We start from the raw sequence: 24,349 nt of genomic DNA on the forward strand, positions 1-24,349 counted from the left end.
GATCGGTCGTGCCGGATCGGCGGGAATCGCGCGGCATCTGGCAGGCGTGCGCGCCGGGTGGCCCGCTCGCGCTACGCGCTCGCACAGTGACCGGTTGTGCGGTGGCTTGCCGACCGGTTGCACCAATCGGTCACACCCATCGGTTGCTGAACGGAGCGGCGGAGCCGCGGAGATGAAGCGACCACCGCGACCCTCGTGGACTCGCTCTGGTCGCTTCCGCTTCGTTCAGCAAGCGGGGAGTTTCAACCGTCGTCAGTGGGCGGTCGGGGCCGCGCCGCGGGTGGAGGGGACGAAGCGCCACGCGATGAACGCGGCCACCGCCGTCAGCACCGCGGCGATGCCCGTCGCCGACTGCATGGCCACCGTGAACGCCTCGCGGCCCGCCTCGAGTGCCGCGTCGGCACCGCCCGCGCGGTGCGCGGCATCAACCAGCTGCGGCAGGGACTCCCCCGCCGCCGCGCGCACCGCGTCGGGCATCCCGTCCGGCAGCACGAGCGCGGCGCGGTAGACGGCCGTGTGCAGCGATCCGAGCACGGCGATGCCCAGCGCCACGCCGAGCTCGATCCCCATCTCCGAGATCGACGATGCCGCGCCCGCGCGCTCGCGCGGCACGGCGCCGACCACCGCGTCCGTCGCCACGGCGCCCGCGAGCCCCATCCCGATCCCGATCACGACGAGCGCGAGCGCCAGCCAGACATATCCCGGCAGTCCCTCGGCCGCCACGAGCGCGCCCAGGCCGACGGCCATGGCGAGCAGGCCCGCCGCCATCGCGTTGCCGCGCCCCCAGCGACCCACGAGGAACGCGACCACACCGACGACCGCCACGGCGCCGATCGCCATGGGCAGCTCGCCGATGCCGGCCCGCAGGGGCGAGAACCGCCGCACCAGCTGCAGGTACTGCGAGAAGAAGAACAGCAGCCCGGCCGCGGCGAAGATCGACACCACGTTGGCCGCGATCGCGCCGCTGAACGCCGGGTTGCGGAACAGCCCGACGTCGACGAGCGGGTGCGCGAGCCGCCGCTGCCGGCGCACGAACGCCCATCCGGCCGCGATGCCGACCGCGAAGCCCGCGAAGGTGAGCACACCGAGATCGCCCTTCGCGACGTGCTTGATCCCGTACACGACCGGCACGATCGCGAGGATCGACAGCGCCGCGGACCACAGGTCGATGGGGCCGGGGCGCGGGTTGCGCGACTCGGGCAGCAGGAACACGCCCAGGCCGACCACGAGGATCATGACCGGCACGTTGATGAGGAAGACCGATCCCCACCAGAAATGCTCCAGCAGCGCCCCGCCGATGAGGGGCCCGGCGGCCGAGCCGACGGTGAAGCCCACCGACCACACGGCGATCGCCTGTGTGCGCTGCCGGTCGTCGCGGAACATGTCGCGGATGATCGCGAGGGTCGACGGCATGATCGTCGCGCCCGCGACACCGAGCAGGGCGCGCGCCGCGATGAGCACGGCGGAGGAAGCGGCGAACGCGCCGAGCACCGACGCGAGCCCGAACGCCACGGCGCCGATCATGAGCAGGCGCTTGCGCCCCACGCGGTCGGCGACATTGCCCATCGTGACGAGCAGGCCCGCGATGGCGAACGAGTAGATGTCGCCGATCCAGAGGATCTCGACCGCCGTGGGCTGCAGGGCCTCGGTGAGGGCGGGCACCGCCAGCGCGAGCACCGTGGCGTCGACCGCCAGCAGGACGACGGCGAGGGTGAGCACGACGAGTGCCACCCACTCGCGGGCGCCCGCGCGCACGGTGACGATCGACGCGGTGTTCATGACGATTACTGTACCGTCCGGTCAGTATAGAAACTGGGCGGATCCTGGGCAGCACGCGGTAACGTGGCCTGCCAGCGAGTCCGGGCCGGAGGCGCCCGGAGGAGGGACCCGATGAGCCGCCCCAGCGCCAAGCAGGAGGTCGTGCAGGCCGCCCTGCGCCTGGCCGCCCAGGTGGGCACGCGCGCGCTCACCTTCGAGGCGGTCGCCGAGGCGGCGGGCAAGACGAAGGGCGGCGTGCTGTATCACTTCCCCTCGAAGGACGACCTGATCGAGGCGGTCATCGCGGAGCTCATCGACGCGTGGGAGGCCGACGCGATGCGGCACCTGGGCGCACCGTTCGAGGAGGCCACGCGCGAGGAGCGGATCGTCGCGTTCCTGCTCGCCTCGGCCGAGTCGGGCACCGACCTCGACGCCACGGCGGACCTCATGGTCATGGTCGACGTCGCGCGCGACGAGCGGTACGTGCGACGCTGGCGCGAACTGCGGGATCGGTGGGTGGGCGACGTCGCCGAGCTGACGGTCCGCCAGCAGGTGGCGCTCGTCGCCGCCGACGGCATCTGGCTCGATGAGGCGACGCTGCAGGCGCCGTTCCCCGCGGAACGGCGGCGCGCGGTGCTCGACGAGCTCGCCCGCATGGTGCGCGAGGGCTGAGCCGTCCGCGCCCACCGGGACCGGTTCGGGCGGTGTCGGAGGGCCGACCTAGGGTGGAAGCATGACCTCTCGCTCCCTCCGCGTCGCCTCCGTCAACGTCAACGGCATCCGGGCGGCCGCCCGCAAGGGCATGGGCGAATGGCTCGAGCAGGCGGCGCCCGACATCGTCACGCTGCAGGAGGTGCGCGGCGAGCTGGCGCACCTCGAGGAGGCCCTGCCCGGCTGGCGCGTGATCGCCGACGCGTCGCTGCAGAAGGGCCGCGCGGGCGTGGCCATCGCCTCGCGCGAGGAGTGCGCGATCTCGCGCGTCGAGCTGGGCGACGACGGACTCGAGTCGAACGGCCGCTGGATCGAGGCCGACTTCGAGATCGGGGGCGAGACGCTCACGGTCGTCAGCGCCTACGTCTTCACCGGCGAGGCCGAGACGCCCGCCAAGCAGGACCCGAAGTGGGCGTTCCTCGACGCCATGGAGCGCCGCATGTCCGAGCTCTCGGCCGACGGCGCGCTCGCGCTCGTCACGGGCGATCTGAACGTCGGCCACCGCCCGCTCGACATCCGCAACTGGAAGGGCAACGTCAAGAAGGCCGGCTTCCTCGCACGCGAGCGGGCCTACTTCGACCGCATCCTCACCCCCGCCGGCGCTCCCGTCCTCGGTCAGGAGGGCGTGGGCCGCGGCATGGTCGGCGAGCTGAGCGACACCCGCGCCTTCAGCGCCGGCGCCACCGGTCTCGGCTGGGTCGACATCGGCCGCCGCCTCGCCGGCGAGGTCGACGGGCCCTACACGTGGTGGTCGATGCGCGGCAAGGCGTTCGACAACGACTCGGGCTGGCGCATCGACTACCAGCTCGCCACCGCCGCGCTGGCCGAGCGCGCCACGGCGTACCGCATCGACCGCGCCCCGTCCTACGACACGCGCTGGAGCGATCACTCCCCGGTCGTCGCGGACTACGCGATCGGCTGATCGGCGCCCCACGGCGCGAGAGGCCGAGGCGCCGCGCGGCGTAGGATCGAACGGTGACTCAGCAGCGCCTCTACTCCGGAATGCAGCCCTCGGCCGACTCGCTCCAGGCCGGCAACTACATCGGGGCCCTGCTGCAGTGGCGCGAGATGCAGAGCGAGTACGACGCGTTCTTCTCGGTCGTCGACCTGCACGCCATCACGGCCCCGCAGGACCCGGCGGTGCTGCGCGAGAAGACCCGCCGCACCGCGGCGCAGTACATCGCGGCCGGCATCGAGCCGTCGAAGTCGACGCTGTACGTGCAGTCGCACGTGCGCGCGCACGCGGAGCTGGCGTGGATCCTGTCGACGATCACCGGCTTCGGCGAGGCCGGCCGGATGACGCAGTTCAAGGACAAGTCGCAGAAGCAGGGCGCCGAGAACGCCAGCGTCGGCCTGTTCACGTACCCGATCCTCATGGCCGCCGACATCCTGCTCTACCGGACCGACGTCGTGCCGGTCGGCGACGACCAGAAGCAGCACGTCGAGCTCACGCGCGACCTGGCCGAGCGCTTCAACGCGCGCTACGGAACCACCTTCACGATCCCGAAGCCGGTCATCCAGAAGGAGACCGCGCGCATCTACGACCTGCAGAACCCCACGGCGAAGATGTCGAAGTCCGCCGAGTCGCACGCGGGCGTGCTGTGGCTGCTCGACGAGGTCGACGTGACGGCGAAGAAGATCATGCGCGCCGTGACCGACAACGACGGCGTCGTGCGGTTCGACCGCGAGGCGAAGCCGGGCGTGTCCAACCTGCTCACCATCTACGCGGCCCTCACCGGCCGGCCCGTCGCGTCGATCGAGGACGAGTACGCGGGCCGCGGGTACGGCGACTTCAAGAAGGGCCTGCGCGACGTGGTCGTGGCGGAGTTCGAGCCCGTGCGCGCCCGCGCGCTCGAGCTGCTCGACGACCCCGCCGAGCTCGACCGCGTGCTCGCCGCGAACGCCGCGAAGGCCGAGGCGGTGGCCGACGCCACGCTCGCCGACGTGTACGACAAGGTCGGCCTGCTGCCGCGCGCCCGGTGATGCCGGATCCCGTCGAGCTCGAGACCGCTCGCCTCGTCCTGTCCGCCCCGACGACCGACGACATCGACGCGATCTACGAGGCGTGCCAGGACCCCGACATCCAGCGCTACACGACCGTCCCCTCGCCCTATCAGCGCACCGACGCGGAGTCCTTCGTCCACCTCGTCGCGGCGTGGTGGGCCACCGGCGACGAGTGCACGTGGGCGATCCGCGCCGACGGCGTGCTCGTGGGCATGATCGCGCTGCACGGCGTGCGCGACGGCGCCGCCGAGCTCGGCTACTGGATGGCTGCCCCGGCGCGCGGCCGCGGCTACCTCACGGAGGCCGCCCGCGCCGTGCTCGACTTCGCGTTCGGCCCCATGCGGCTGCAGCGCGTGGAGTGGCGCGCGGTCACCGACAACCCGGCCTCGGTCCGCATCGCCCAGAAGCTCGGCTTCCGCTACGAGGGCCTGCTGCGCCTGGGCCTCGGCCGCATCGGCTCCACGGGCGACCGTCGCGACGGCCACATCGCGGGCCTGCTCGCGACCGACCCGCGCACGCCCCAGCCCTGGCCGATCTGATTCAGCCGAGCGGCATCGACATCACCGTGCGGACGATCCACGGATGCGAGCGGTCGTCCTCGGTGTGTGTCATGCCGAGCTTCTCGGCCACGCGGCGCGACGCGGTGTTCTCGGGGTGGATGATGGCCGTGAGCACGCCGGTCGGGAACCGGCGCCTCGCCTCGCCCACGCACGCGCGGGCGGCCTCGGTCGCGTAGCCGCGGCCCTGCAGGCCGGCGCGCACGTGGTAGCCGACCTCGAGCACGCGCCGCCCGTTCACCTGCTGCCACGTGAGGCCGCAGTCGCCCACGAACTCGCCGGCGTGGGTCTCGACCGCCCACAGCCCGAAGCCGTGCTCGGCGTACCGCGCGCGGGACCGGGCGATCCACGCGGCCGCCTCGTCGCGCGTCTTCGGCGCCGGGTAGAACGCCATGACGGCCGGATCGCCCAGCAGGGCGGCCATGTCGTCGAGGTCCGACTCCTCGAGCTCCCGGAACCGCAGCCGCTCCGTCGCCTCCGGGCACCGGCGATCCACCATCCCGCCACGATATCCCGGCACCGCCCCGCGGATCCTCTCTGCCTCGCCTTCTGCACAACGAAGGAAGACCGCCGCTTCGCGGCGCCCAGGACGGGGTTTCCGTCGAGGATGGGCCGGCTCTTTCCTTCGTTGTGCAGTCCGGCGGTGAGAGCAGGAGCCGCAGCACGGGGCGGATGTGCCTCAGAACGGCGCAGCGAGCAGCCCCGCCACTGCTCGCCGTATGTCGCCGACATCGTCGAAGATCATCCGCGCGGTCGGCCTGACCGTGGCGAAGCCGCGCTCGGCGGCCGCCAGGTCTCGCGCCCTGTCGCGCTCCTGCGCTTCCCACCCCGAGTGATGCTCGCGGCTGTCGCATTCGACGATGACCCGCCGCTCGACGACGAGGTCGGTGCGTCCGACTCCGTCGATCCACTGCTGCACCGCCACGTGCCAGCCCGCGCCTCTCAGCTCCAGCCGCGCGAGGGACTCCGGCCCGGACTCCGCCCGGCTGTCCACGAGCCTGCGCAGGACTCCGAAGTGTCCCGGCAGCGCCGCGAACACGTCGTCGAGATCCTCCGACGTCACGATCCCCTGATGAAGCGCGGAGTCGAGCGTCGCGATCATCGACCGCGGCGGCTGACACCGGCTGGCAAGAATCAGCGCCTCGACCGGGTCGACAACGAGGACGTCATCCGGCGCCTGCACCCGGCGCCAGTGGACCCGCACGCCGTGGCGATCCTTGAGACGTACCCGCCTCGACCGCGGCGAGCGCAGGTGCTTGCGATTCGCTTCGATCTGAACGTGCAGCTGTTCGTGCTCCTGGACGAACACCCCCATGACCCGCAGCGCCGAGAGGCAATCGAGCCGACCGCCGACTCGCGCGGCCGACTTGAGGTCGTCGGCGGTGTCCCCCGCGAGGTACACGTTCCGCCGGGCACGGAACAGCCTGCCCGTCGCGAGCGCGTTCTCGATGTCGGTCCTCGTCATGCCGCCATCGCGGAGCTGCCGATAGCTCCACGCGACATCAGCCGGGTACCAGGACATGCCTCGACGATGCCCCGTCGCACCCCCTCGCATCCGCTTACCCACAACCTGCCCCGCGCTGCACCGCCATCCCTGTCCCTGTGGAGGGCTGCAGAGCTGCACAACGAAGGAAGAACCGCGTGAAAGCCGCAGGTTCTGCGCCTCCACGGGTCGCGAGGCGCCGCGTTTCCTTCGTTGTGCAGGTGAGCGCGCACGGCGACCTCGACGCGCAACCCCCGCCCGCGCGTCGGAGGGTGGTGGCAGGATGGCCGCATGCCGGAGATGCCCGAGGTGGAGGGGCTGGTGCGGTTCCTGCGGGAGCGCGCCGCCGGGCTCCGCGTCGCGAAGGCGCAGGTGGCGCAGATCGCCGCGCTGAAGACCTTCGACCCGCCGATCACCGCCCTCGTCGGTGCGACCGTGACCGGCGCCGAGCGGCACGGCAAGTTCGTCGACCTCGCGCTGGGCGACGGGCTGCACCTCGTCTTCCACCTCGCCAAGGCCGGCTGGCTGCGCTGGTCCGAGCAGCTGCCGGCCACCGTCATCAAGCCGGGCCGCTCGCCCATCGCGCTGCGCGTCGGCTTCGACGATGGCTCGGGCTTCGACCTCACCGAGGCGGGCACGAAGAAGTCGCTCGCCGTGTACGTCGTGCGCGACCCGGCGGAGGTGCCGGGCATCGCGCGCCTCGGGCCGGATCCGCTGGGCGCGGCGTTCACCGAGGAGGCCTTCGCCCGCACGCTCGCCGGCCGCCGCACGCAGATCAAGGGGCTGCTGCGCGACCAGTCCGTGATCGCGGGGATCGGGAACGCGTACTCCGACGAGATCCTGCACGCCGCGCGCATGTCGCCGTACGCGATCGCCGCCACGCTCGGCGCCGACGACGTCTCGCGCCTCTACGCCGCGATGCGCGCCGTGCTCACGGAGGCCGTCGCGGCGGCATCGGGCAAGCCGCCCGCCGAGCTCAAGGACGCGAAGCGCCGCGGCATGGCCGTGCACGCCCGCGCCGGGCAGCCGTGCCCCGTGTGCGGCGACACCGTGCGCTCGGTCTTCTTCGCCGATCGATCCCTGGAGTACTGCCCCACCTGCCAGACGGGCGGAAAGCCCCTGGCGGATCGGCGGCTCTCGCGGCTGCTGAAGTGACGGAATACGCCGGTGCCCCGCGCGTTGACTAGGCTGAGAGAGCACACGTGCTCCGGGGTCGGTGAGAATCCGAACCGGCGGTGACAGTCCGCGAACCGAGGGAGCGATCCCGAGGCCGATCCGGTGGAATTCCGGGACCGACGGTGATGCAGGCGCAGCCTGCGAGTCCGGATGAGAGGAAGCACGCGGCGAGCGCGGCCTGACCGCGCGACGCCGTTCGACGACCCCGGGCGCCCAGGACCGGAGGATCGGATGGCATTCAGCGAGGCGGAGCGGCGCGCGATGGCGCGCGCGCTCGAGCTGGCCACCCGCGGCCCCCGCAGCCGCAACCCGCAGGTCGGAGCGGTCATCCTCTCCCCCGCCGGCGAGCCGCTCGCCGAGGGCTGGCACCGCGGCGCCGGCACCGCCCACGCCGAGGTCGACGCGCTCTCGCAGCTGCCCGAGGGCGCGGCCCGCGGCGCCACCGCCGTCGTGACCCTCGAGCCCTGCAACCACACCGGGCTCACCGGCCCGTGCGCCGAGGCGCTCATCGCGGCGGGCGTGGCGCGCGTCGTCTACGCCGTCGCCGATCCGGGCGCCGCCTCGGGCGGCGGCGCCGAGCGCCTGCGCGCCGTGGGCATCGACGCCGAGGGCGGCCTGCTGGCCGACGAGGCCGGCGCGCTCCTGACCCCCTGGATCGCCGCGATGCGCCTCGGCCGCCCCCACGTCACCGTGAAGTGGGCGCAGAGCCTCGACGGCCGCGCCGCGGCGGCCGACGGCACGAGCCAGTGGATCACCGGCCCCGAGGCCCGCGCCGACGTGCACCGCCGCCGCGCCGAGGCCGACGCGATCGTCGTGGGCACCGGCACGCTGCTCGCCGACGACCCCCAGCTCACCGCGCGCATCGACGGCGCGCTCGCCCCGCACCAGCCGGTGCCCGTCGTGATCGGCTCCCGCCCGATCCCGCCGGACGCCGCCGTGCGCCGCCACCCCGCCATCGCGCCGGGCGGCGAGCCGCTCGCGTACGCCACGCACGATCTGGCCGCCGTCCTCGCCGATCTGCGCGAGCGCGGCCTGCACCGCGTCTTCGTCGAGGGCGGGCCGACGCTCGCCAGCGCGTTCCTGCGCGCCGGCCTGGCCGACCGGGTGCTCGTGTACGTGGCGCCGGTGCTGCTGGGCGGCCCGCGCACGGCGCTCGACGACATCGGCGTGGCGACGATCGGCGGCGCCCGCCGCCTCGTCGTCGACCGCACGGTGCCGCTCGGCGCCGACGTCCTGTACGAAGCCCGCCTGCACGAGGGAGACAGCTGATGTTCACCGGGATCATCGAGGAGATCGGCGAGATCGCCGCCATCGAGCCGTCGGGCGACGGCGTGCGCCTGAGCGTCATCGCGCCGCGGGCCGTCGAGGGCGTGCGCCACGGCGACTCGATCGCCGTGAGCGGCGTGTGCCTCACCGTGGTGGCGTGGGACGCGCGCGGTTTCACGGCCGACGTCATGCGGCAGACGCTCGACATGTCGACGCTGGGCCTGCTCGCCCCCGGGTCGCGGGTCAACATCGAGCGCGCGACGGCGGCGGGCGGGCGCCTCGGCGGCCACATCGTGCAGGGCCACATCGACGGCACGGGCACCGTCGCCGAGGTGCGCCACGGCGCGCAGTGGCGCGTGATCCGCGTCGGGATGCCCGCCCACCTCGCGCCGCTCGTCGTCGACAAGGGCTCGATCGCCGTCGACGGCACCTCGCTCACGGTGAGCGCCGTGAGCCCGGCGGGCGCCGCCGCGCCCTGGTTCGAGGTGTCGCTCATCCCCGAGACGCTGCAGGCCACGACGCTCGGCGCGCTCGCGCCCGGGCACGCCGTGAACCTGGAGACCGACATCCTCGCGCGCCACGTGCAGCGACTCATGGCCTTCCGCGCCGCGCCCGCGCCCGACCCGACCTGGCGGCGCCCCGACAGCGCCTTCAGCACGACCGACGTGCCGCCGGCCGACTATTCGATCCTCTCCGCACCCTTCGAAGGAGGCTCCCGATGAGCCTGACCACCCCCCTGCCCCTGGCCACGATCGACGAGGCGCTCGACGCCCTGCGCGCCGGCCGCCCCGTGATCGTCGCCGACGACGCGGATCGCGAGAACGAGGGCGACGTCATCCTCTCGGCGCAGCTGGCCACGCCGGAGTGGATCGCGTGGACGGTGCGCTACACCTCCGGCTACCTGTGCGCCCCGATGCCGCAGGACTGGGCCGACCGTCTCGACCTGCCTCCCATGGTCACGAACAACGAGGACGCGCGCGGCACGGCGTACACCGTGAGCGTGGACGCCGCCTCGGGCGTGACGACCGGCATCAGCGCCGCCGACCGCGCCCGCACGCTCAACGTGCTGGCCGATCCCGACGCCGCCCCCACCGACGTCATCCGCCCCGGGCACATCCTGCCGCTGCGGGCGGTGCCGGGCGGCGTGCGCCAGCGCGGTGGCCACACCGAGGCCGCCGTCGACCTCATGCGGCTCGCGGAGCTGCAGCCCGTCGGCGTGATCGCCGAGGTCGTCGCCGAGGACGGCAGCATGATGCGCCTGCCCGGCCTCGTCGAGATGGGCGCGCGCGAGGGCATCCCCGTCATCACGATCGAGCAGCTCGTCGCCCACCTCGACGACGTCGACCCGCGCGACGGCGCCGAGGCGCCCGTCGTCCGCCGCGCCGTGAGCCTGCGCGCCGACGCCCTCGTGCCCACCTCGCACGGCACGTTCCGGTTCCTCGCGTACAAGGACCGTCTCACGGGCACGGATCACCTGGCCATCGTCTCGGGCGACCTCACGGCGAACCCCACCCCGCTCGTCCGCGTGCACTCGGAGTGCCTCACGGGCGAGGCGTTCGGATCGCTCAAGTGCGAGTGCGGCCCGCAGCTCGACGCCGCCCTCGACGCCATCGAGCAGGACGGCGGCGTCGTCATCTACATGCGCGGCCACGAGGGCCGCGGCATCGGGCTCATCAACAAGCTCCGCGCGTACGCGCTGCAGGAGGAGGGCCTCGACACCGTCGACGCCAACACGGCGCTGGGCCTGCCGGCCGACGCCCGCGACTACGCCGCCGCGGCGGGCATCCTCGGCGACCTCGGCGTCGCGCGCATCCGGCTGCTCACCAACAACACCGACAAGGTGCGGCAGCTGCGCGGCTTCGGCCTCGACGTGGTCGAGCAGGTGCCGCTCATCGTGGGCGTCGGCCCGAACAACCACCAGTACCTCGAGACCAAGCGCGACCGCATGGGCCACATCATCGGCGAGGCGGAGCTGGCCGCCGCGGTCGCGCAGATGCAGGCGGACGAGAGCGCCGTCCAGACGGGAGAGACGAAGTGAGCGGAAAGGGCGCACCCGAGCGGGAGCGGATCGACGGGGAGGGCCTGGACGTCGTCATCGTCGCGGGCACCTGGCACGAGGAGATCTCGGAGGGGCTGATCGCGGGCGCGCGGCGCACGCTCGACGCGGCGGGCGCGAGCCACCGGCTCGTACGCGTGGCGGGATCGTTCGAGCTGCCGGTCGTCGCGAAGGCGGCGCTCGAGGCGGGCGCGGACGCCGTCGTGGCGCTCGGCGTGATCATCCGCGGCGGCACGCCGCACTTCGAGTTCGTCTCGTCGGCCGCCACCGACGGGCTCACGCGCGTGGCGCTCGACACGGGCAAGCCCGTGGGCTTCGGCGTGCTCACGCTGGACGACGAGCAGCAGGGCCTGGATCGGGCCGGCCTGCCCGGCTCGAAGGAGGACAAGGGCGCCGAGGCCGCCGACGCGGCCCTGCGCACGGCCCTCACCCTCCGCACCCTGCGCGGCTGAGCGGATCGGGCTCGACGGCGAGGGTTTCTCTACATAGGGTAGAAGTCATGGAGATCCTGCGGAACGTCGTCCTGCTCGTCCACCTCGTCGGCTTTGCGATCCTGTTCGGCGCCTGGGTCGTCGAGGCGGCCTCGCGGCGCTACCAGGCCACGCGCCTCATGGACCTCGGTGTGCTCGTCGCCGGCGTCGCCGGGCTCGCGCTCGCGGCGCCGTGGGGGCTCGACCACGACCTCAACTACGTGAAGATCGGCATCAAGCTCGTCGTGCTCCTCGTCATCGGCGCGCTCGTGGGCATCAGCACGAGCCGCGCGAAGAAGGGCACGCCGCTGCCGTCATGGGTGTTCTGGCTGATCGGCGGCCTCACGCTGCTGAACGCGGGCCTCGCCCTCATCTGGCGCTGACGGCGCGTCGCGCACTCCGCCGCGCGACACCCGCGCAGCGAGAGCATTTCGCATCGCGCCGACACCCCCGTTGATCATTGTGATCGGCGGGGGTGTTCGCACTCGCGGTTCCGACGCGCCCGGAGCGCGCCGTGACGTGCGCCGGTGCGCAGAATGCTCACTCACGCGCGTAGAATCGTCGTTTGTGCCCCGCTCATCCGCGGCGCACCCGACGAGCCGGAGGGCCACCGCACGACCCCGCGGAGACCCGGCCGGCACCCCGAGCACGCGGCGCGCCGCGCATCCCCGCCGCGCACCGCGAAGCGTCCTCCCGCTCTGTTCCAGAAGGCACCATGACGTCCACAGCACCCACCGATCCGAAGCCGGCCAACTCACGCGGACGCGTGATCACGGCCAGCCTCGTCGGCACCACGATCGAGTTCTACGACTTCTACGCGTACGCCACGGCGGCCGTGCTCGTGTTCCCGATCCTCTTCTTCCCCAGCGGCAACCCGACCACGGCGCTCCTGCTGTCGTTCGCGACCTACGGCGCCGCCATGGTCGCCCGGCCGATCGGCGCGGTCGTCTTCGGCCACTTCGGCGACCGCATCGGGCGCAAGGGCACCCTCGTCGCCTCGCTGCTGACGATGGGCATCGCGACGTTCCTCATCGGCTGCCTGCCCACCCACAACGAGATCGGCGCGTGGGCGGCGTTCCTGCTGCTGATCTGCCGGCTCGCCCAGGGCTTCGCGCTCGGCGGCGAGTGGTCGGGCGCGGCCCTCGTCGCCACGGAGAACGCCCCCAAGGGCAAGCGCGCGCTGTACGGCACGTTCCCGCAGCTGGGCGCGCCCATCGGCTTCATCATCGCCAACTCGATCTTCCTGCTCATCAGCTTCGCGATGCCCGGCGAGGACGGCGGCGCGAGCGAGGCGTTCCTCAGCTGGGGCTGGCGCATCCCGTTCCTGTTCTCGGCCGTCATGGTCATCGTCGGCCTGTGGGTGCGGTTGAAGCTCGTGGAGTCCGACGCGTTCACGAAGGCCGCGGCGAAGGGCCAGATCCAGAAGGCGCCGATCGGCTACGTGTTCCGCCGGCACTGGCGGCAGCTGATCCTCGGCACCTTCTTCATGCTCGCGACCTACGTGCTCTTCTACCTGATGACGACGTTCACGCTGTCGTACGGCACGCGCGCGCAGACGCTGCCGGAGGGCGCCGACCCCGCGACGTTCGTCCCGGGCCTCGGCTTCACGTACACGCACTTCGTGCTCATGCAGATCATCGGCGTCATCTTCTTCGGCATCTGCACCCTCGCGTCCGGCCCGCTGGCCGACGCGATCGGCCGCCGCAAGCTGCTCATCTGGGTGACGTCGTTCATCATCGGGCTCGGCCTGCTGTTCCCGGTGTTCCTGCTGCCGCAGGGCGATCCGCTCTTCACGGGCGCGCTCACGCAGGCGTTCCTCGTGTTCGGCTTCCTGCTCATGGGCATGACCTTCGGGCCGATGGGCGCCCTGCTGCCCGAGCTGTTCCCGACCAACGTGCGGTACACCGGATCGGCGGTGGCCTACAACGTGTCGTCGATCCTCGGCGCCGCGCTCGCGCCGATCGTGGCGCTGTGGCTGTGGAGCGTCGGCGACGGCAACCCGTGGCTGGTCGGCGTCTACCTGTCGGCCTCGGGCGTGCTGACGCTCATCGCGCTCATCCTCGGCAAGGAGACCAAGGACGTCGACATCGACGGCGACGGCGTGACCGACGAGGGCGACGAGGGCGCGCGGCTCGCCGCCAAGGAAGCCGCGATGCTCTGATCCGCTCACGTTTCGCGAGCACCCCCTGCCTCTGGACAGGGGGTGCTCGTCGTCTCCCGCCTCGCCGACTGGCCCCGCGTCTCGGGCGCGTAACGCGAGGTTTCGGGCGTGTGTCGAAAGTGACGCGGAGGGCCATGGCATGCCCGGGCATGTGGGAGGATCGCTCACACGCGCGCCGTTCCCGCGGCGCGCTGACCCGCAACCCGCCGCGGGTCGCAGCAAGACACAGCCGTCCTGACAAGAAAGCGGACACCGCATGACACTCCCCCACAAGGCGCGCACGCGCGCCGTGGCCGTCGCCCTCCCGACCGTGGCCGTGCTCGCCCTCGCGGGCTGCGCCGGCGGAGCGACCGACGGCGGCGGCGCGGGCGACAACGTGATCCTCGTCGGCACCACCGACTCCGTCACCCACCTCGACCCCGCCGGCTCGTACGACAACGGATCGCTCACGCTGCAGACGCAGGTGTTCCCGTACCTCGTCAACACGGCCGAGAACAGCACGGACGTCGTGCCCGACCTCGCCGAGACCGCCGAGTTCACCGGCCCCACCGAGTACACGGTGACGCTGCCCGAGGGCCTGCAGTGGGCCAACGGCAACGACCTCACCTCGAGCGACGTGAAGTTCACGTTCGACCGCCAGCTCGCCATCGCCGACCCGAACGGGCCGTCGTCGCTGCTGTTCAACCTCGACTCGGTCGAGGCTCCCGACGAGACGACCGTCGTGTTCCACCTCAAGAGCGAGAACGACCAGACCTTCCCCATGGTCCTCACGTCGTTCCCCGGCGCGATCGTCGACGAGGAGACGTTCGCGGCCGACGCCGTCACGCCCGACGAGGACATCGTGGAGGCCAACGCCTTCGGCGGCCCGTACGCGATCGCCGACTACACGTTCAACGAGCTCGTCGAGCTGACCCCGAACGAGAACTACCAGGGTCTGCACGACGCCGCCGCGAACGAGGGCGTCATCATCAACTACTACGCCGAGTCGTCGAACCTGAAGCTCGCCGTGCAGGAGGGCGAGGTCGACGTGGCCTACCGCAGCCTGTCGGCCAGCGACGTCGCCGACCTCTCGGGCGACGACAGCCTCACGGTCCACGAGGGCCCCGGCGGCGAGATCCGCTACATCGTGTTCAACTTCAACACGCAGCCCTACGGCGCCGCGACCGACGAGGCCGACCCCGCCATGGCGCTCGCCGTGCGCCAGGCGGTCGCGTCGCTGATCGACCGCGAGGCCCTCAGCGAGGACGTCTACGACGGCACCTACACCCCGCTGTACTCGTACGTGCCGCAGGGCTTCGCCGGCGCGGCCGAGCCGCTGAAGGAGCTGTACGGCGACGGCGAGGGCGGCCCCTCGGCCGAGGCGGCGGCCCAGTTCCTGGCCGACGCGGGCGTCGAGACGCCCGTGCCGCTGGCGCTGCAGTACAGCCCCGACCACTATGGCCCGAGCTCGGCCGACGAGTACGCGCTCATCGAGCAGCAGCTCGAGGCCGACGGCCTGTTCGACGTGACGCTGGCCGGCACGGAGTGGACGCAGTACTCGGACGACCGCGTCAACGACGTCTACCCCGCGTACCAGCTGGGCTGGTTCCCGGACTACTCCGACGCCGACAACTACCTGACGCCGTTCTTCCTGCAGGAGAACTTCCTCGTCAACCACTACGACGACCAGGAGGTCAACGACCTCATCCTGCAGCAGGCGTCGACGCCGGACGCGGCCGAGCGCGAGGCGCTCATCGAGCAGATCCAGCAGCTCGTGGCCGAGGACCTCTCGACGGTGCCCTACCTGCAGGGCGCCCAGGTCGCGGTGAGCGCGGCGGACGTCGACGGCATCGTCCTCGACGCCTCGTTCAAGCTCCGCATGGCCTCGATCACCCGCTGATCCACGCTCACGAGGGGGCGGTCCCGGTACGGGACCGCCCCCTCCCCACGACTAGGATTCCCCCGTGGCAGACACCGCAACGGCTCCGCCCGAGGCCGTTCCCGCCGTCGCCCGCAAGGGCGCGCGCGGCGGGGCGACGCTCTGGCGATACGTCCTCATCCGCTTCCTGCTGATCTTCCCGACGATCTTCATCCTCGTCACGACGGTCTTCCTCATGATGCGGGTGACGGGCGATCCGATCACGGCCGCGCTGGGCGGTCAGCTCACGCCGGCCCAGCTCGCGGAGCGCATCGAGGCCGCCGGCTACAACCGGCCGCTCATCATCCAGTACCTCGAGTACCTGGGCCAGATCTTCCGCGGCGACTTCGGCACGACGCTCGACGGCCAGCCCGTCGTGGGCGTGCTGCTGCGCTACGGCGGCGCGACGCTCGAGCTGGCCTTCTACGCCCTCATCGTCGCCTTCGTCGTCGGCATCCCGCTCGGCATGCTCGCCGCGGCCCTGCGCGACCGCTGGGGCGACGCCGTGCTGCGCGTGTTCGCCATCCTCTGCTACGCCACCCCCGTCTTCTTCGCCGGCCTCATCCTGAAGCTCGTCTTCTCGGTGTGGCTGGGCGTGCTGCCCTCGTCGGGCCGCGCCTCGCCGCGCATCGAGCTGCAGCTGAACCGCCTGGAGGGATCGACCGGGATCTTCACGATCGACGCGATCCGCACGGGCAACCCCGCGATCATCGGCGACGTGCTGCAGCACGCGATCCTGCCGGGCATCGCGCTGGGCCTGCTCACCGCCGGCGTGTTCCTGCGCCTCGTGCGCACCAACGTCATCGGCACCCTGGCGATGCCCTACGTCGACGCCGCGCGCTCGCGCGGCATCAGCGAGTACCGCCTCGTGCGCAAGCACGCCTACAAGCCCGCGCTCATCCCGATCATCACGGTCATCGGCCTGCAGATCGCCATGCTGCTGGGCGGCGCGGTGCTCACCGAGACCACCTTCGAGTGGATGGGCCTGGGCTACCAGCTCAGCGAGTACCTGAAGGCGCGCGATTACGTGGCCGTGCAGGGCATCGTGGCGCTGCTGGCCGTCATCGTGGCCCTGACCAACTTCATCGTCGACATCATCGCGGCGTTCATCGACCCGAGGGTGAGGTACTGACGTGCCGAAGACCGCAAGCCGGCGCCGTCCGCCCCTGTGGACGCGGCTGCCGATCGTCCACCAGTTCCGCCAGTCCGTCGGGCTGCAGCGCGGCATGCTCACCGCGGGCCTCGTCATCTGCGCGGTGTTCCTGCTGACGGCGATCTTCGCTCCGCTCATCGCGCCCTACGAGTTCAACCAGCTCCGCGACGCGGCCGGCGAGACCTTCCGGCCCCGCCAGGCGCCCAGCGCCGAGCACATCTGGGGCACGACGATCGCGGGCTACGACGTGTTCTCGCGCGTGCTGTGGGGCGCCCGCACGGCGCTGCTCGTGATCGTCATCTCGGTGCTCATGTCGATGCTGCTGGGCGTGCTGCTCGGCCTCGTCTCCGGCTACATCGGCGGCTGGGTCGACCGCGTGCTCGTGGTGATCGCCGACGCCGTGTACGCCTTCCCCTCGCTGCTGCTGGCCATCGTGAGCGCGATCATCATCTCGGGCGGCCGGTCGGATCTGTGGGGCGGCATCTTCGCCACCGCCATCTCGATCACCGTCGTGTTCATCCCGCAGTACTTCCGCGTGATCCGCGCCGAGACGGTGCGCATCAAGTCGGAGGCGTTCGTCGAGGCCGCCCAGGTGATGGGCGCGTCGACGTGGCGCGTGATGTCGCGGCACGTGTTCCGCAACGCCACCCGCACGCTGCCGCTCGTGTTCACGCTGAACGCGTCCGAGGCGATCCTCACGCTCGCGGGCCTCGGCTTCCTGGGCTTCGGCATCGAGCCGAGCGCCGCCGCCGAGTGGGGCTACGACCTCAACCGCGCGATCGAGGACGTCACCGCCGGCCGCTGGTGGACCGCCGTGTTCCCCGGCGTCGCGATCGTGCTGGTCGTGATGGGCATCACGCTCGTCGGCGAGTCGCTGAACGACCTCGCCGATCCGCGCCTGCGCACCCGCCGGCGCGCCGCCGCGGCCACCCCGGCCGACGCCGTCGCCGCCACCACCCCCGTCGCCCGCAACGAGATCGGTGAGGTCGAATGACCGACGCAGCCCCCGCGGTGCAGATCCGCGACCTGACCATCACCTTCGCCACCGACGGCGGCGACGTGCCCGCCGTCAAGGGCATCTCGCTCGACGTGAATCCCGGCGAGGTGCTCGCGATCGTCGGCGAGTCCGGATCGGGCAAGACCGTCACGGCCCGCTCGATCCTCGGCCTGCTGCCCGAGACGGCACGCCTGGGCGGCGCCGTCGTCCTGAACGGCACCGACGTGGTCGGCCTCTCGCCCGAGCGGATGCGCGCGCTGCGCGGTCCCGACGCGGCGATGATCTTCCAGGAGCCCATGACGGCGCTCAACCCGGTCTACCCCGTGGGCTGGCAGATCGCCGAGGGCCTGCGCGCGCACGGCGAGGTGTCGAAGAAGGAGGCCCGCCGCCGGGCGATCGACATCCTCGGCCGCGTGGGCATCCCGGATCCCGAGACCCGCGTGGACCACTACCCGCACCAGTTCTCGGGCGGCCAGAAGCAGCGCATCGTCATCGCGCAGGCGCTCGCGCTCGAGCCGTCGGTGATCATCGCCGACGAGCCGACGACGGCGCTCGACGTGACGGTGCAGGCCGAGATCCTCGACCTGCTGCGCCGCGCGCGCACGGAGTTCGGCACCGCCATCGTGCTCATCACCCACAACATGGGCGTGGTGGCCGACCTCGCCGACCGCGTGGCCGTGATGTACCGCGGCGACATCGTCGAGACGGCGCCCGTGCGCGAGCTGTTCGCCGCCCCGCAGCACGAGTACACGCAGCGCCTGCTCGCCGCCGTGCCGCGCCTGGAGGTGGCCGACCGCGCGTACGACGGCGACCCCGAGGCGGCGCCGGTCGTCGAGGCGAAGGGGCTCGAGATCGAGTACCCCGGCCGCTTCGGGCAGAAGCCGTTCCGGGCCGTCAAGGGCGTCGACTTCACGATCCGCCCCGGCGAGGTGCTGGGCCTCGTGGGCGAATCGGGATCGGGCAAGACGACCATCGGCCGCGCCATGGCGGGCCTCGCGCCCGTGACCGGCGGCTCGCTGCGCGTGCTCGGCACCGAGATGAACGGCATGCGCGAGCGGCAGTTCCGCCGGTCGCGCCGCGAGCTCGGCTTCGTGTTCCAGGACCCGGCCTCGAGCTTCAACCCGATGCTCACGGTCGCCGACGCCATCGCCGAGCCGCTCGTCGTGCACGGCGAGGCCGGCTCGCCCGCCGACGCGCGCGACCGCGTGGACGAGCTGCTCGAGGCCGTGCAGCTGCCCAAGGAGTTCGGGGATCGCTTCCCGCACGAGCTGTCGGGCGGCCAGCGCCAGCGCGCGAGCCTCGCGCGCTCCCTCGCGCTCAACCCGCAGCTGCTCATCGCCGACGAGCCGACCTCGGCGCTCGACGTGTCGGTGCAGGCGCGCGTGCTCGAGCTGTTCCAGGAGCTGCAGGAGCGGTTCGGCTTCGCGTGCCTGTTCATCACGCACGACCTCGCCGTCGTCGACCTGCTCGCGCACCGCGTGGCGGTGCTGCACCACGGCGAGATCGCCGAGCAGGGCCCGACGGCGCAGGTGCTCGGCGCCCCGAAGGACGACTACACCCGCCGCCTGATCGCCTCGCTGCCCGTTCCGGATCCCGTGGAGCAGGCCGCGCGCCGCGCGTCGCTGGCCTGATCCGGTCCCTTCATCTCCGCGGCTGCGCCGCTCCGTTCAGGAACCGAACGGGTCGCCGAACGGAGCAGCGCGCCCGCTACAGCCCGTACTCCTCCAGCAGCCGCAGCCAGAACTCGCTGACGGTGGGGTACGACGGCACGGCGTGCCAGAGCCGCTCGAGCGGCACCTCTCCCACCACGGCGATCGTCGCGGCGTGCAGCATCTCGCCCGCGCCGGCGCCCACGAGCGTCAGCCCCACGAGCACGCGCCGCTCCTCGTCGACGACGGCGCGCACGCGCCCCGCGTAGCCGTCGGCGAGCAGTCCGGCGCCCGCGACGCTCGCGAGGTCGTAGTCGATCACGCGGTGCGGCAGGCCGCGCTCCTCGGCCTGCGCCGCCGTGATCCCCACCGACGCGATCTCCGGATCGGTGAAGACCACCTGCGGCACGGCCGCGTGATCCGCCGAGGCGGCGTGCCGGCCCCAGCGCGCGTCATCCACCCGCTCGCCGCGCGCCCTGGCGACGATCGCCTCGCCCGCGGCCCGCGCCTGGTACTTGCCCTGGTGGGTCAGCAGCGCGCGCCCGTTGGCGTCGCCCGTCGCATACAGCCACGGCAGTTGCGGCGAGCGCAGCGTGTCGTCGACCTCGACGGGCGCACCCGGCTCGAGCCCGACGGTCTCGAGCCCCAGGTCGCCCGTGCGCGGCGCGCGCCCCGTGGCCACGAGCACCTCGTCGGCCGTCACGACGCCGCCGCCCTCGAGCGCGATCCGCACCTCCCCGGCGCGCTCGACCGACGCGACCGGCGCGCCCTCGCGCACGTCGACGCCGCGCTCGCGCAGCGCGTCGCGCACGGCCTCGCCCGCGAACGGCTCCATGCCGCGCAGCAGCGGCCCGCGCGAGAGGATCGTCACCGCGCTGCCGAGGTCGTGCAGGAAGGTGGCCGCCTCGACCGCCACGACACCGCCGCCGATCACGGCGAGGCGCGCGGGCGGGGTGCGCACGGCGGTGGCCTGGCGGCTCGTCCAGGGCCGCGCCTCGCGCAGGCCGGGTGTGTCCGGAATGCGCGCGTCCGATCCCGCCGCCACGACGACCGCGTGTCGCGCGCGCAGCTCGACCTCGCCGGTGCTGGTCTCGACGCGCACGATCCGCTCGCCCACGATCCGGCCCCGCCCGCGGATCAACTCGATCCCGGCCGAGGCGAGCCACTCGACCTGTCCCTCGTCGTGCCAGTGCGCGGCGAACTCGTCGCGCCTGGCGAGGATCGCCCCGGCGTCGAGTCCTCCGCCGGTCACGCCGGCCACCGCCTGGGCGGCGCGCAACGCGGCGCCGGGACGCAGCAGCGCCTTCGACGGCATGCACGCCCAGTACGAGCACTCCCCGCCGACGAGCTCCGCCTCGACGATGACGGTCTCGAGGCCCGCCCGCGCCGTCCGATCCGCCACGTTCTCGCCGACAGGGCCGGCGCCGATCACCACCACGTCCACCTCGCGCGTCTCCATGCCGCCGACGCTACGGGTCCGCACGCTTTGCGCACAACGCCCACGCCCCCTCTCCTCCCGCCGGGCTGCACAACGAAGGAGATCCGGCCCCGCCGCGGCCCGACACGCCGCCGAATCCGCCGAGGACACCCGACTCCTCCTTCGTCGTGCAGTGCGTCAACGGTTGTTGACGCACCGGGGCACGTCAACTACGGTTGACGCCATGCCCGTCACCGCCACGTCCGAGGATCCGGATCAGCCGATCGCCGCCCTGCGGCGCCTCGCCGAGCGCCGCCGCGCGCTGAGCCGCGAGGAGGAGGCGCTCGTGCGCCGCGCCCGCGTGAGCGGCTACTCGTGGGAGGCGATCGCCATGGCACTCGGCGTGAGCAAGCAGGCGGCTCACAAGAAGTACGGACGAAAGTAGATCCGTGAGCACCGACGCGCCCCGCCGCTCCCCGTTCCGCCGCCCGCAGCCCCAGGAGGGGCCGCGTGCCACCTTCCGCCAGCTGCTGCCGTTCCTCTTCGAGCACAAGGCGGTGCTGATCGTCGTCGCGGTGCTCAGCGTCATCGAGGCGGTGTTCACCCTCGTGCAGCCGCTGCTCATCGGCCGGGTCATCGAACGCGTGCAGATCGGCGAGGCGCTGGGCGGCATCGTCTGGCTGCTCGTCGGGCTCGTCATCGTGGCCTCGGCGGTGGGCGCCTACCAGCATTACCTGCTGCAGCGCACGGGCACGGCCATCGTGTTCTCCAGCCGCCGGCGCCTCATCGCGCACATCCTGCACCTGCCCATCAGCGAGTTCGACGCGCGGCGCACGGGCGACCTCGTCTCGCGCGTGGGCACCGACACCACGATGCTCTACGCCGTGCTCACGCAGGGCCTGGCCGACAGCGTCGGCAACGCGCTGCTGTTCATCGGCGCGCTCGTCGCGATGATCTTCATCGATCCGATCCTGCTGCTGTCGATCATCGGCGTCCTCGTCGTCGCCGTGGCGCTCGTCGCGTCGCTCAGCGGGCGCATCCGCAGCGCCACGGCCGAGCAGCAGGAGCGGGTGGGCGAGCTGACCTCGGGCGTCGAGCGGGCGATCGGCGCGATCCGCACCGTGCGGGCGGCGGGCGCGACAGAGCGCGAGAAGGCGTCGGTGGCGCGTATGGCCGAGGCGGCATACGGGGCGGGGGTGAAGGTCGCGAAGGCCTCGGCCCTCGTGGTGCCCGTCGCGAGCGTCGCGATGCAGGCCTCGATGCTCGTCGTGCTGGGCGTGGGCGGCTTCCGCGTGGCCTCGGGCGCGATCTCGATCGCGAGTCTCGTCACGTTCGTGATGTTCCTGTTCCTCATGGTCATGCCGCTCGCGTCGTTCTTCGGGGCCATGACCTCGGTCGGCCAGGCGCTCGGCGCGCTCGGCCGCATCCAGGAGGTGCTGGACCTGCCCCTCGAGTCCGACGGCGACCGGGCGCCCTCCGGCACAACGAAGGAAGACGGCGGGGCCCCGCGCATGGCAGGGCCCGAATCGGGCCCGGCCGCGGCCGGATCTCCTTCGTTGTGCAGTGATGCCCCGGCGATCGCGTTCGAGGACGTGCGGTTCCGCTACCCCGAGGCCGCGGTCGCGGCGCGCACCGAGGCCGAGAAGGAGGCGCTGAGCCTCGCAGCCGAGGCGCATCTCGATACGGAGTCGATCACCGCGGGCGACGAGCCGCGCGAGGTGCTGCGCGGCGTCTCGTTCGAGGTGCCCGTCGGCACGCGCGTCGCCCTCGTCGGCCCCTCGGGCGCCGGGAAGTCGACGATCCTCGCGCTCATCGAGCGCTTCTACGACCCCACCGAGGGCACGATCCGGATCGGCGGCGCCGACATCCGCGACCTGCCGCGCGACGAGCTGCGCGCCCGCTTCGGCTACGTGGAGCAGGACGCCCCCACGCTCGCCGGCACGATCGCCGACAACCTGCGTCTCGCCTCGCCCGATGCCGGCGATGAGGAGTGCGAGCGCGTGCTGCGGCAGGTGAACCTCGGCGACGTCATCGACCGCTCCCCCGCGGGCATCGACACCCCCGTCGGCGAGGACGGCGTGATGCTCTCGGGGGGCGAGCGCCAGCGCCTCGCGATCGCCCGCGCGCTGCTGGCCGCGCCGCCGATCCTGCTGCTGGACGAGTCGACGTCGTCGCTCGACGGCGTCAACGAGCAGCGTATGCGCGAGGCGATCGACGCGGTCGCGGAGGGCCGCACGCTGCTCGTCATCGCGCACCGCCTGTCGACGGTCGTCGACAGCGACCGGATCGTCGTGCTCGACAAGGGCCGCGTCGTCGGGCAGGGCACCCACAGCGAGCTCGTCGAGTCCACCCCGCTGTACCGCGACCTCGCCAAGCACCAGCTGCTCGTGTGAGGCTCGCGGGCGGCTCGCGCTGGTCGCTTCATCTCCGCGGCCTCCGGCCGCTCCGTTCAGCAACCGAGAGGTGCGACCACAGGAATCTGTCGCAGTGTCCGACCCCACCGGCAGGATGGGCGCATGGACCTCGCGAGGCTGCGGGCGCTGCGGTTGCGCCACCACCGGCTCACCGCCCCGGCGCGCACGGTGACCGACGCCGCCCGGCACCTGCTGTGCGTGCAGTCGCAGGACTACTGGAGCGGGCGCCTCGCCCTCGCCGCGCGCTCCCGCGGCGGCCGGGCGTCGCAGGTCGACGCGGCGTACGACCGGGGCGACCTCGTGCGGGCGTGGACGCAGCGCGGCACGCTGCACACCATCCCCGCGGGCGACCTGCGCTGGGTGCTGTCGGTCACGGCCGCGCGCACGCTCGCCCAGAGCGCGACCCGGCGCGCCCAGCTCGGCCTCGACGACGGCACCATCGCCCGCGCCACCGACGCGCTCGTCGGCGCCCTGCGCGGCGGCGGCGCGCTCACCCGCGCCGAGGCGCTCGCGCTCTGGGAGGCCGCCGGCATCCCCACCACCGAGGGGCGCGGCTACCACCTGCTGTTCCACATCGCGCTGCGCGGCCTCATCTGCTGGGGCCCCACGGTCCGGCGCGACGGATTCGAGCCCCGCGAGCAGCGGATCGTGCTCGTCGACGAGTGGATCGGCCAGCACGACGCCCCGGACGATCCGCTCGCCGAGCTGTTCGTGCGGTACATCGAGGGCCACGGGCCCGCGAGCCCCGAGGACTTCGCGTGGTGGGCCGGGCTCACCAAGGGCGACGCGCGCCGGGCCGCGGCGGCCGCGGCCGATCGCCTCGCCACGATCGCGGTCGGCGGCGAGATGCTCTTCGCCTCGGCCGCCGCCCCGCGGCGCGCCCCGGGCGCCGCCGCGACGCACGCGCTGCCGACGTTCGAGGAGTACTACATCGCCTACGCCGACCGCTCACGCGTGGCGTCGTTCGACGTCATGGCGGCCGCGGGGCCCGGCAAGAACGGCATGGTCCGCGCGCTGCTGCTGCACGAGGGCGAGGTCGTCGCGCTCTGGAAGCCCCCGCCGCCGGCGGAGCGCGCGACCGTCGAGCCCGCGTTCGAGCTGATGCGCCCGGCGCCCGAGGACGCGATCCGCGTCGCGCTCGATCGTGCGATGGCGGCCCTGCGCGGCTGACGCCGGGCCG

General features: G+C 72.7%; 22 protein-coding genes and 1 riboswitch. Of the genes, 18 read left to right on the forward strand and 4 right to left on the reverse strand.

Going from position 1 to position 24,349, the window contains the following annotated elements; translation table 11 throughout:
* Positions 1-252: 252 nt before the first annotated feature.
* Entirely contained in the window at positions 253-1,779 is a 1,527-nt protein-coding gene (locus tag ACWDR7_RS07660) for an MFS transporter (protein WP_449854331.1), read from the reverse strand.
* Between the two features lie 111 nt (positions 1,780-1,890).
* Here ACWDR7_RS07660 and ACWDR7_RS07665 point away from each other — a divergent pair, with 111 nt between their 5' ends.
* From ACWDR7_RS07665 to ACWDR7_RS07680, 4 genes are all read left to right on the forward strand, one after another.
* Entirely contained in the window at positions 1,891-2,430 is a 540-nt protein-coding gene (locus tag ACWDR7_RS07665) for a TetR/AcrR family transcriptional regulator (protein WP_449854332.1), read from the forward strand.
* Between the two features lie 61 nt (positions 2,431-2,491).
* Positions 2,492-3,391, forward strand: a complete 900-nt coding sequence (locus ACWDR7_RS07670) for an exodeoxyribonuclease III (protein ID WP_449854333.1) — start codon at positions 2,492-2,494, stop codon at positions 3,389-3,391.
* Between the two features lie 53 nt (positions 3,392-3,444).
* Positions 3,445-4,452: a tryptophan--tRNA ligase gene (trpS, locus tag ACWDR7_RS07675; protein ID WP_449854334.1), complete on the forward strand. Its 1,008-nt coding sequence runs from the start codon at positions 3,445-3,447 to the stop codon at positions 4,450-4,452.
* Entirely contained in the window at positions 4,452-5,012 is a 561-nt protein-coding gene (locus ACWDR7_RS07680; protein ID WP_449854335.1) for a GNAT family N-acetyltransferase, read from the forward strand. Before trpS ends, ACWDR7_RS07680 begins: the two co-directional genes overlap by 1 nt.
* Before the next feature lies 1 nt (position 5,013).
* On the opposite strand, the gene ACWDR7_RS07685 is transcribed toward ACWDR7_RS07680, so the two are convergent.
* Both ACWDR7_RS07685 and ACWDR7_RS07690 read right to left on the reverse strand, forming a co-directional pair.
* The gene (locus ACWDR7_RS07685; protein WP_449854336.1) at positions 5,014-5,529 is read right to left on the reverse strand and encodes a GNAT family N-acetyltransferase; all 516 of its coding nucleotides are present in this window, start codon (positions 5,527-5,529) and stop codon (positions 5,014-5,016) included.
* 180 nt (positions 5,530-5,709) lie between these two features.
* Positions 5,710-6,552: an endonuclease domain-containing protein gene (locus tag ACWDR7_RS07690; protein ID WP_449854337.1), complete on the reverse strand. Its 843-nt coding sequence runs from the start codon at positions 6,550-6,552 to the stop codon at positions 5,710-5,712.
* A 252-nt stretch (positions 6,553-6,804) separates the two neighbouring features.
* Between ACWDR7_RS07690 and ACWDR7_RS07695 the strand changes: the two genes are divergently transcribed.
* The 11 genes from ACWDR7_RS07695 (at position 6,805) to ACWDR7_RS07745 (ending at position 19,320) form a co-directional block, all read left to right on the forward strand.
* A complete protein-coding gene (locus tag ACWDR7_RS07695; RefSeq protein WP_449854338.1) occupies positions 6,805-7,668 on the forward strand; it encodes an Fpg/Nei family DNA glycosylase in 864 nt (287 codons plus the stop codon).
* Positions 7,669-7,713: 45 nt separating this feature from the next.
* Positions 7,714-7,855, forward strand: a riboswitch (FMN riboswitch).
* A gap of 65 nt (positions 7,856-7,920) precedes the next feature.
* Positions 7,921-8,958, forward strand: coding sequence for a bifunctional diaminohydroxyphosphoribosylaminopyrimidine deaminase/5-amino-6-(5-phosphoribosylamino)uracil reductase RibD (ribD, locus tag ACWDR7_RS07700; protein ID WP_449854339.1), 1,038 nt, complete (start codon positions 7,921-7,923; stop codon positions 8,956-8,958).
* The gene (locus ACWDR7_RS07705; protein ID WP_449854340.1) at positions 8,958-9,677 is read left to right on the forward strand and encodes a riboflavin synthase; all 720 of its coding nucleotides are present in this window, start codon (positions 8,958-8,960) and stop codon (positions 9,675-9,677) included. Before ribD ends, ACWDR7_RS07705 begins: the two co-directional genes overlap by 1 nt.
* Before the next feature lie 14 nt (positions 9,678-9,691).
* Positions 9,692-10,993: a GTP cyclohydrolase II gene (ribA, locus tag ACWDR7_RS07710; RefSeq protein WP_449854390.1), complete on the forward strand. Its 1,302-nt coding sequence runs from the start codon at positions 9,692-9,694 to the stop codon at positions 10,991-10,993.
* Positions 10,990-11,463: a 6,7-dimethyl-8-ribityllumazine synthase gene (gene ribH / locus ACWDR7_RS07715; protein ID WP_449854341.1), complete on the forward strand. Its 474-nt coding sequence runs from the start codon at positions 10,990-10,992 to the stop codon at positions 11,461-11,463. The genes ribA and ribH overlap by 4 nt, the downstream gene beginning before the upstream one ends.
* A gap of 47 nt (positions 11,464-11,510) precedes the next feature.
* The gene (locus ACWDR7_RS07720) at positions 11,511-11,864 is read left to right on the forward strand and encodes a Fe-S protein (RefSeq protein WP_449854342.1); all 354 of its coding nucleotides are present in this window, start codon (positions 11,511-11,513) and stop codon (positions 11,862-11,864) included.
* A 332-nt stretch (positions 11,865-12,196) separates the two neighbouring features.
* A complete protein-coding gene (locus tag ACWDR7_RS07725) occupies positions 12,197-13,642 on the forward strand; it encodes an MFS transporter (RefSeq protein ID WP_449854343.1) in 1,446 nt (481 codons plus the stop codon).
* Between the two features lie 256 nt (positions 13,643-13,898).
* On the forward strand, positions 13,899-15,521 hold the full coding sequence (locus ACWDR7_RS07730; RefSeq protein WP_449854344.1) for an ABC transporter substrate-binding protein: 1,623 nt from the start codon (positions 13,899-13,901) through the stop codon (positions 15,519-15,521).
* Between the two features lie 64 nt (positions 15,522-15,585).
* Entirely contained in the window at positions 15,586-16,671 is a 1,086-nt protein-coding gene (locus ACWDR7_RS07735; protein ID WP_449854345.1) for an ABC transporter permease, read from the forward strand.
* A 1-nt stretch (position 16,672) separates the two neighbouring features.
* Positions 16,673-17,686, forward strand: coding sequence for an ABC transporter permease (locus ACWDR7_RS07740; protein ID WP_449854346.1), 1,014 nt, complete (start codon positions 16,673-16,675; stop codon positions 17,684-17,686).
* Complete coding sequence (locus ACWDR7_RS07745) at positions 17,683-19,320, forward strand: ABC transporter ATP-binding protein (RefSeq protein ID WP_449854347.1); 1,638 nt, start codon at positions 17,683-17,685, stop codon at positions 19,318-19,320. Before ACWDR7_RS07740 ends, ACWDR7_RS07745 begins: the two co-directional genes overlap by 4 nt.
* 76 nt (positions 19,321-19,396) lie before the next feature.
* Here ACWDR7_RS07745 and ACWDR7_RS07750 read toward each other — a convergent pair whose 3' ends face one another.
* Entirely contained in the window at positions 19,397-20,797 is a 1,401-nt protein-coding gene (locus ACWDR7_RS07750) for a dihydrolipoyl dehydrogenase family protein (protein WP_449854348.1), read from the reverse strand.
* A gap of 202 nt (positions 20,798-20,999) precedes the next feature.
* On the opposite strand from ACWDR7_RS07750, the gene ACWDR7_RS07755 reads away from it, so the two are divergent.
* The 3 genes from ACWDR7_RS07755 (at position 21,000) to ACWDR7_RS07765 (ending at position 24,339) form a co-directional block, all read left to right on the forward strand.
* Positions 21,000-21,200, forward strand: a complete 201-nt coding sequence (locus tag ACWDR7_RS07755; protein WP_449854349.1) for an AsnC family protein — start codon at positions 21,000-21,002, stop codon at positions 21,198-21,200.
* Between the two features lie 4 nt (positions 21,201-21,204).
* A complete protein-coding gene (locus ACWDR7_RS07760; protein WP_449854350.1) occupies positions 21,205-23,148 on the forward strand; it encodes an ABC transporter ATP-binding protein in 1,944 nt (647 codons plus the stop codon).
* A gap of 123 nt (positions 23,149-23,271) precedes the next feature.
* Positions 23,272-24,339: a winged helix DNA-binding domain-containing protein gene (locus tag ACWDR7_RS07765; RefSeq protein ID WP_449854351.1), complete on the forward strand. Its 1,068-nt coding sequence runs from the start codon at positions 23,272-23,274 to the stop codon at positions 24,337-24,339.
* Positions 24,340-24,349: the final 10 nt, after the last annotated feature.

The sequence above is a fragment of the Microbacterium sp. NPDC003461 genome (genome assembly GCF_053588335.1).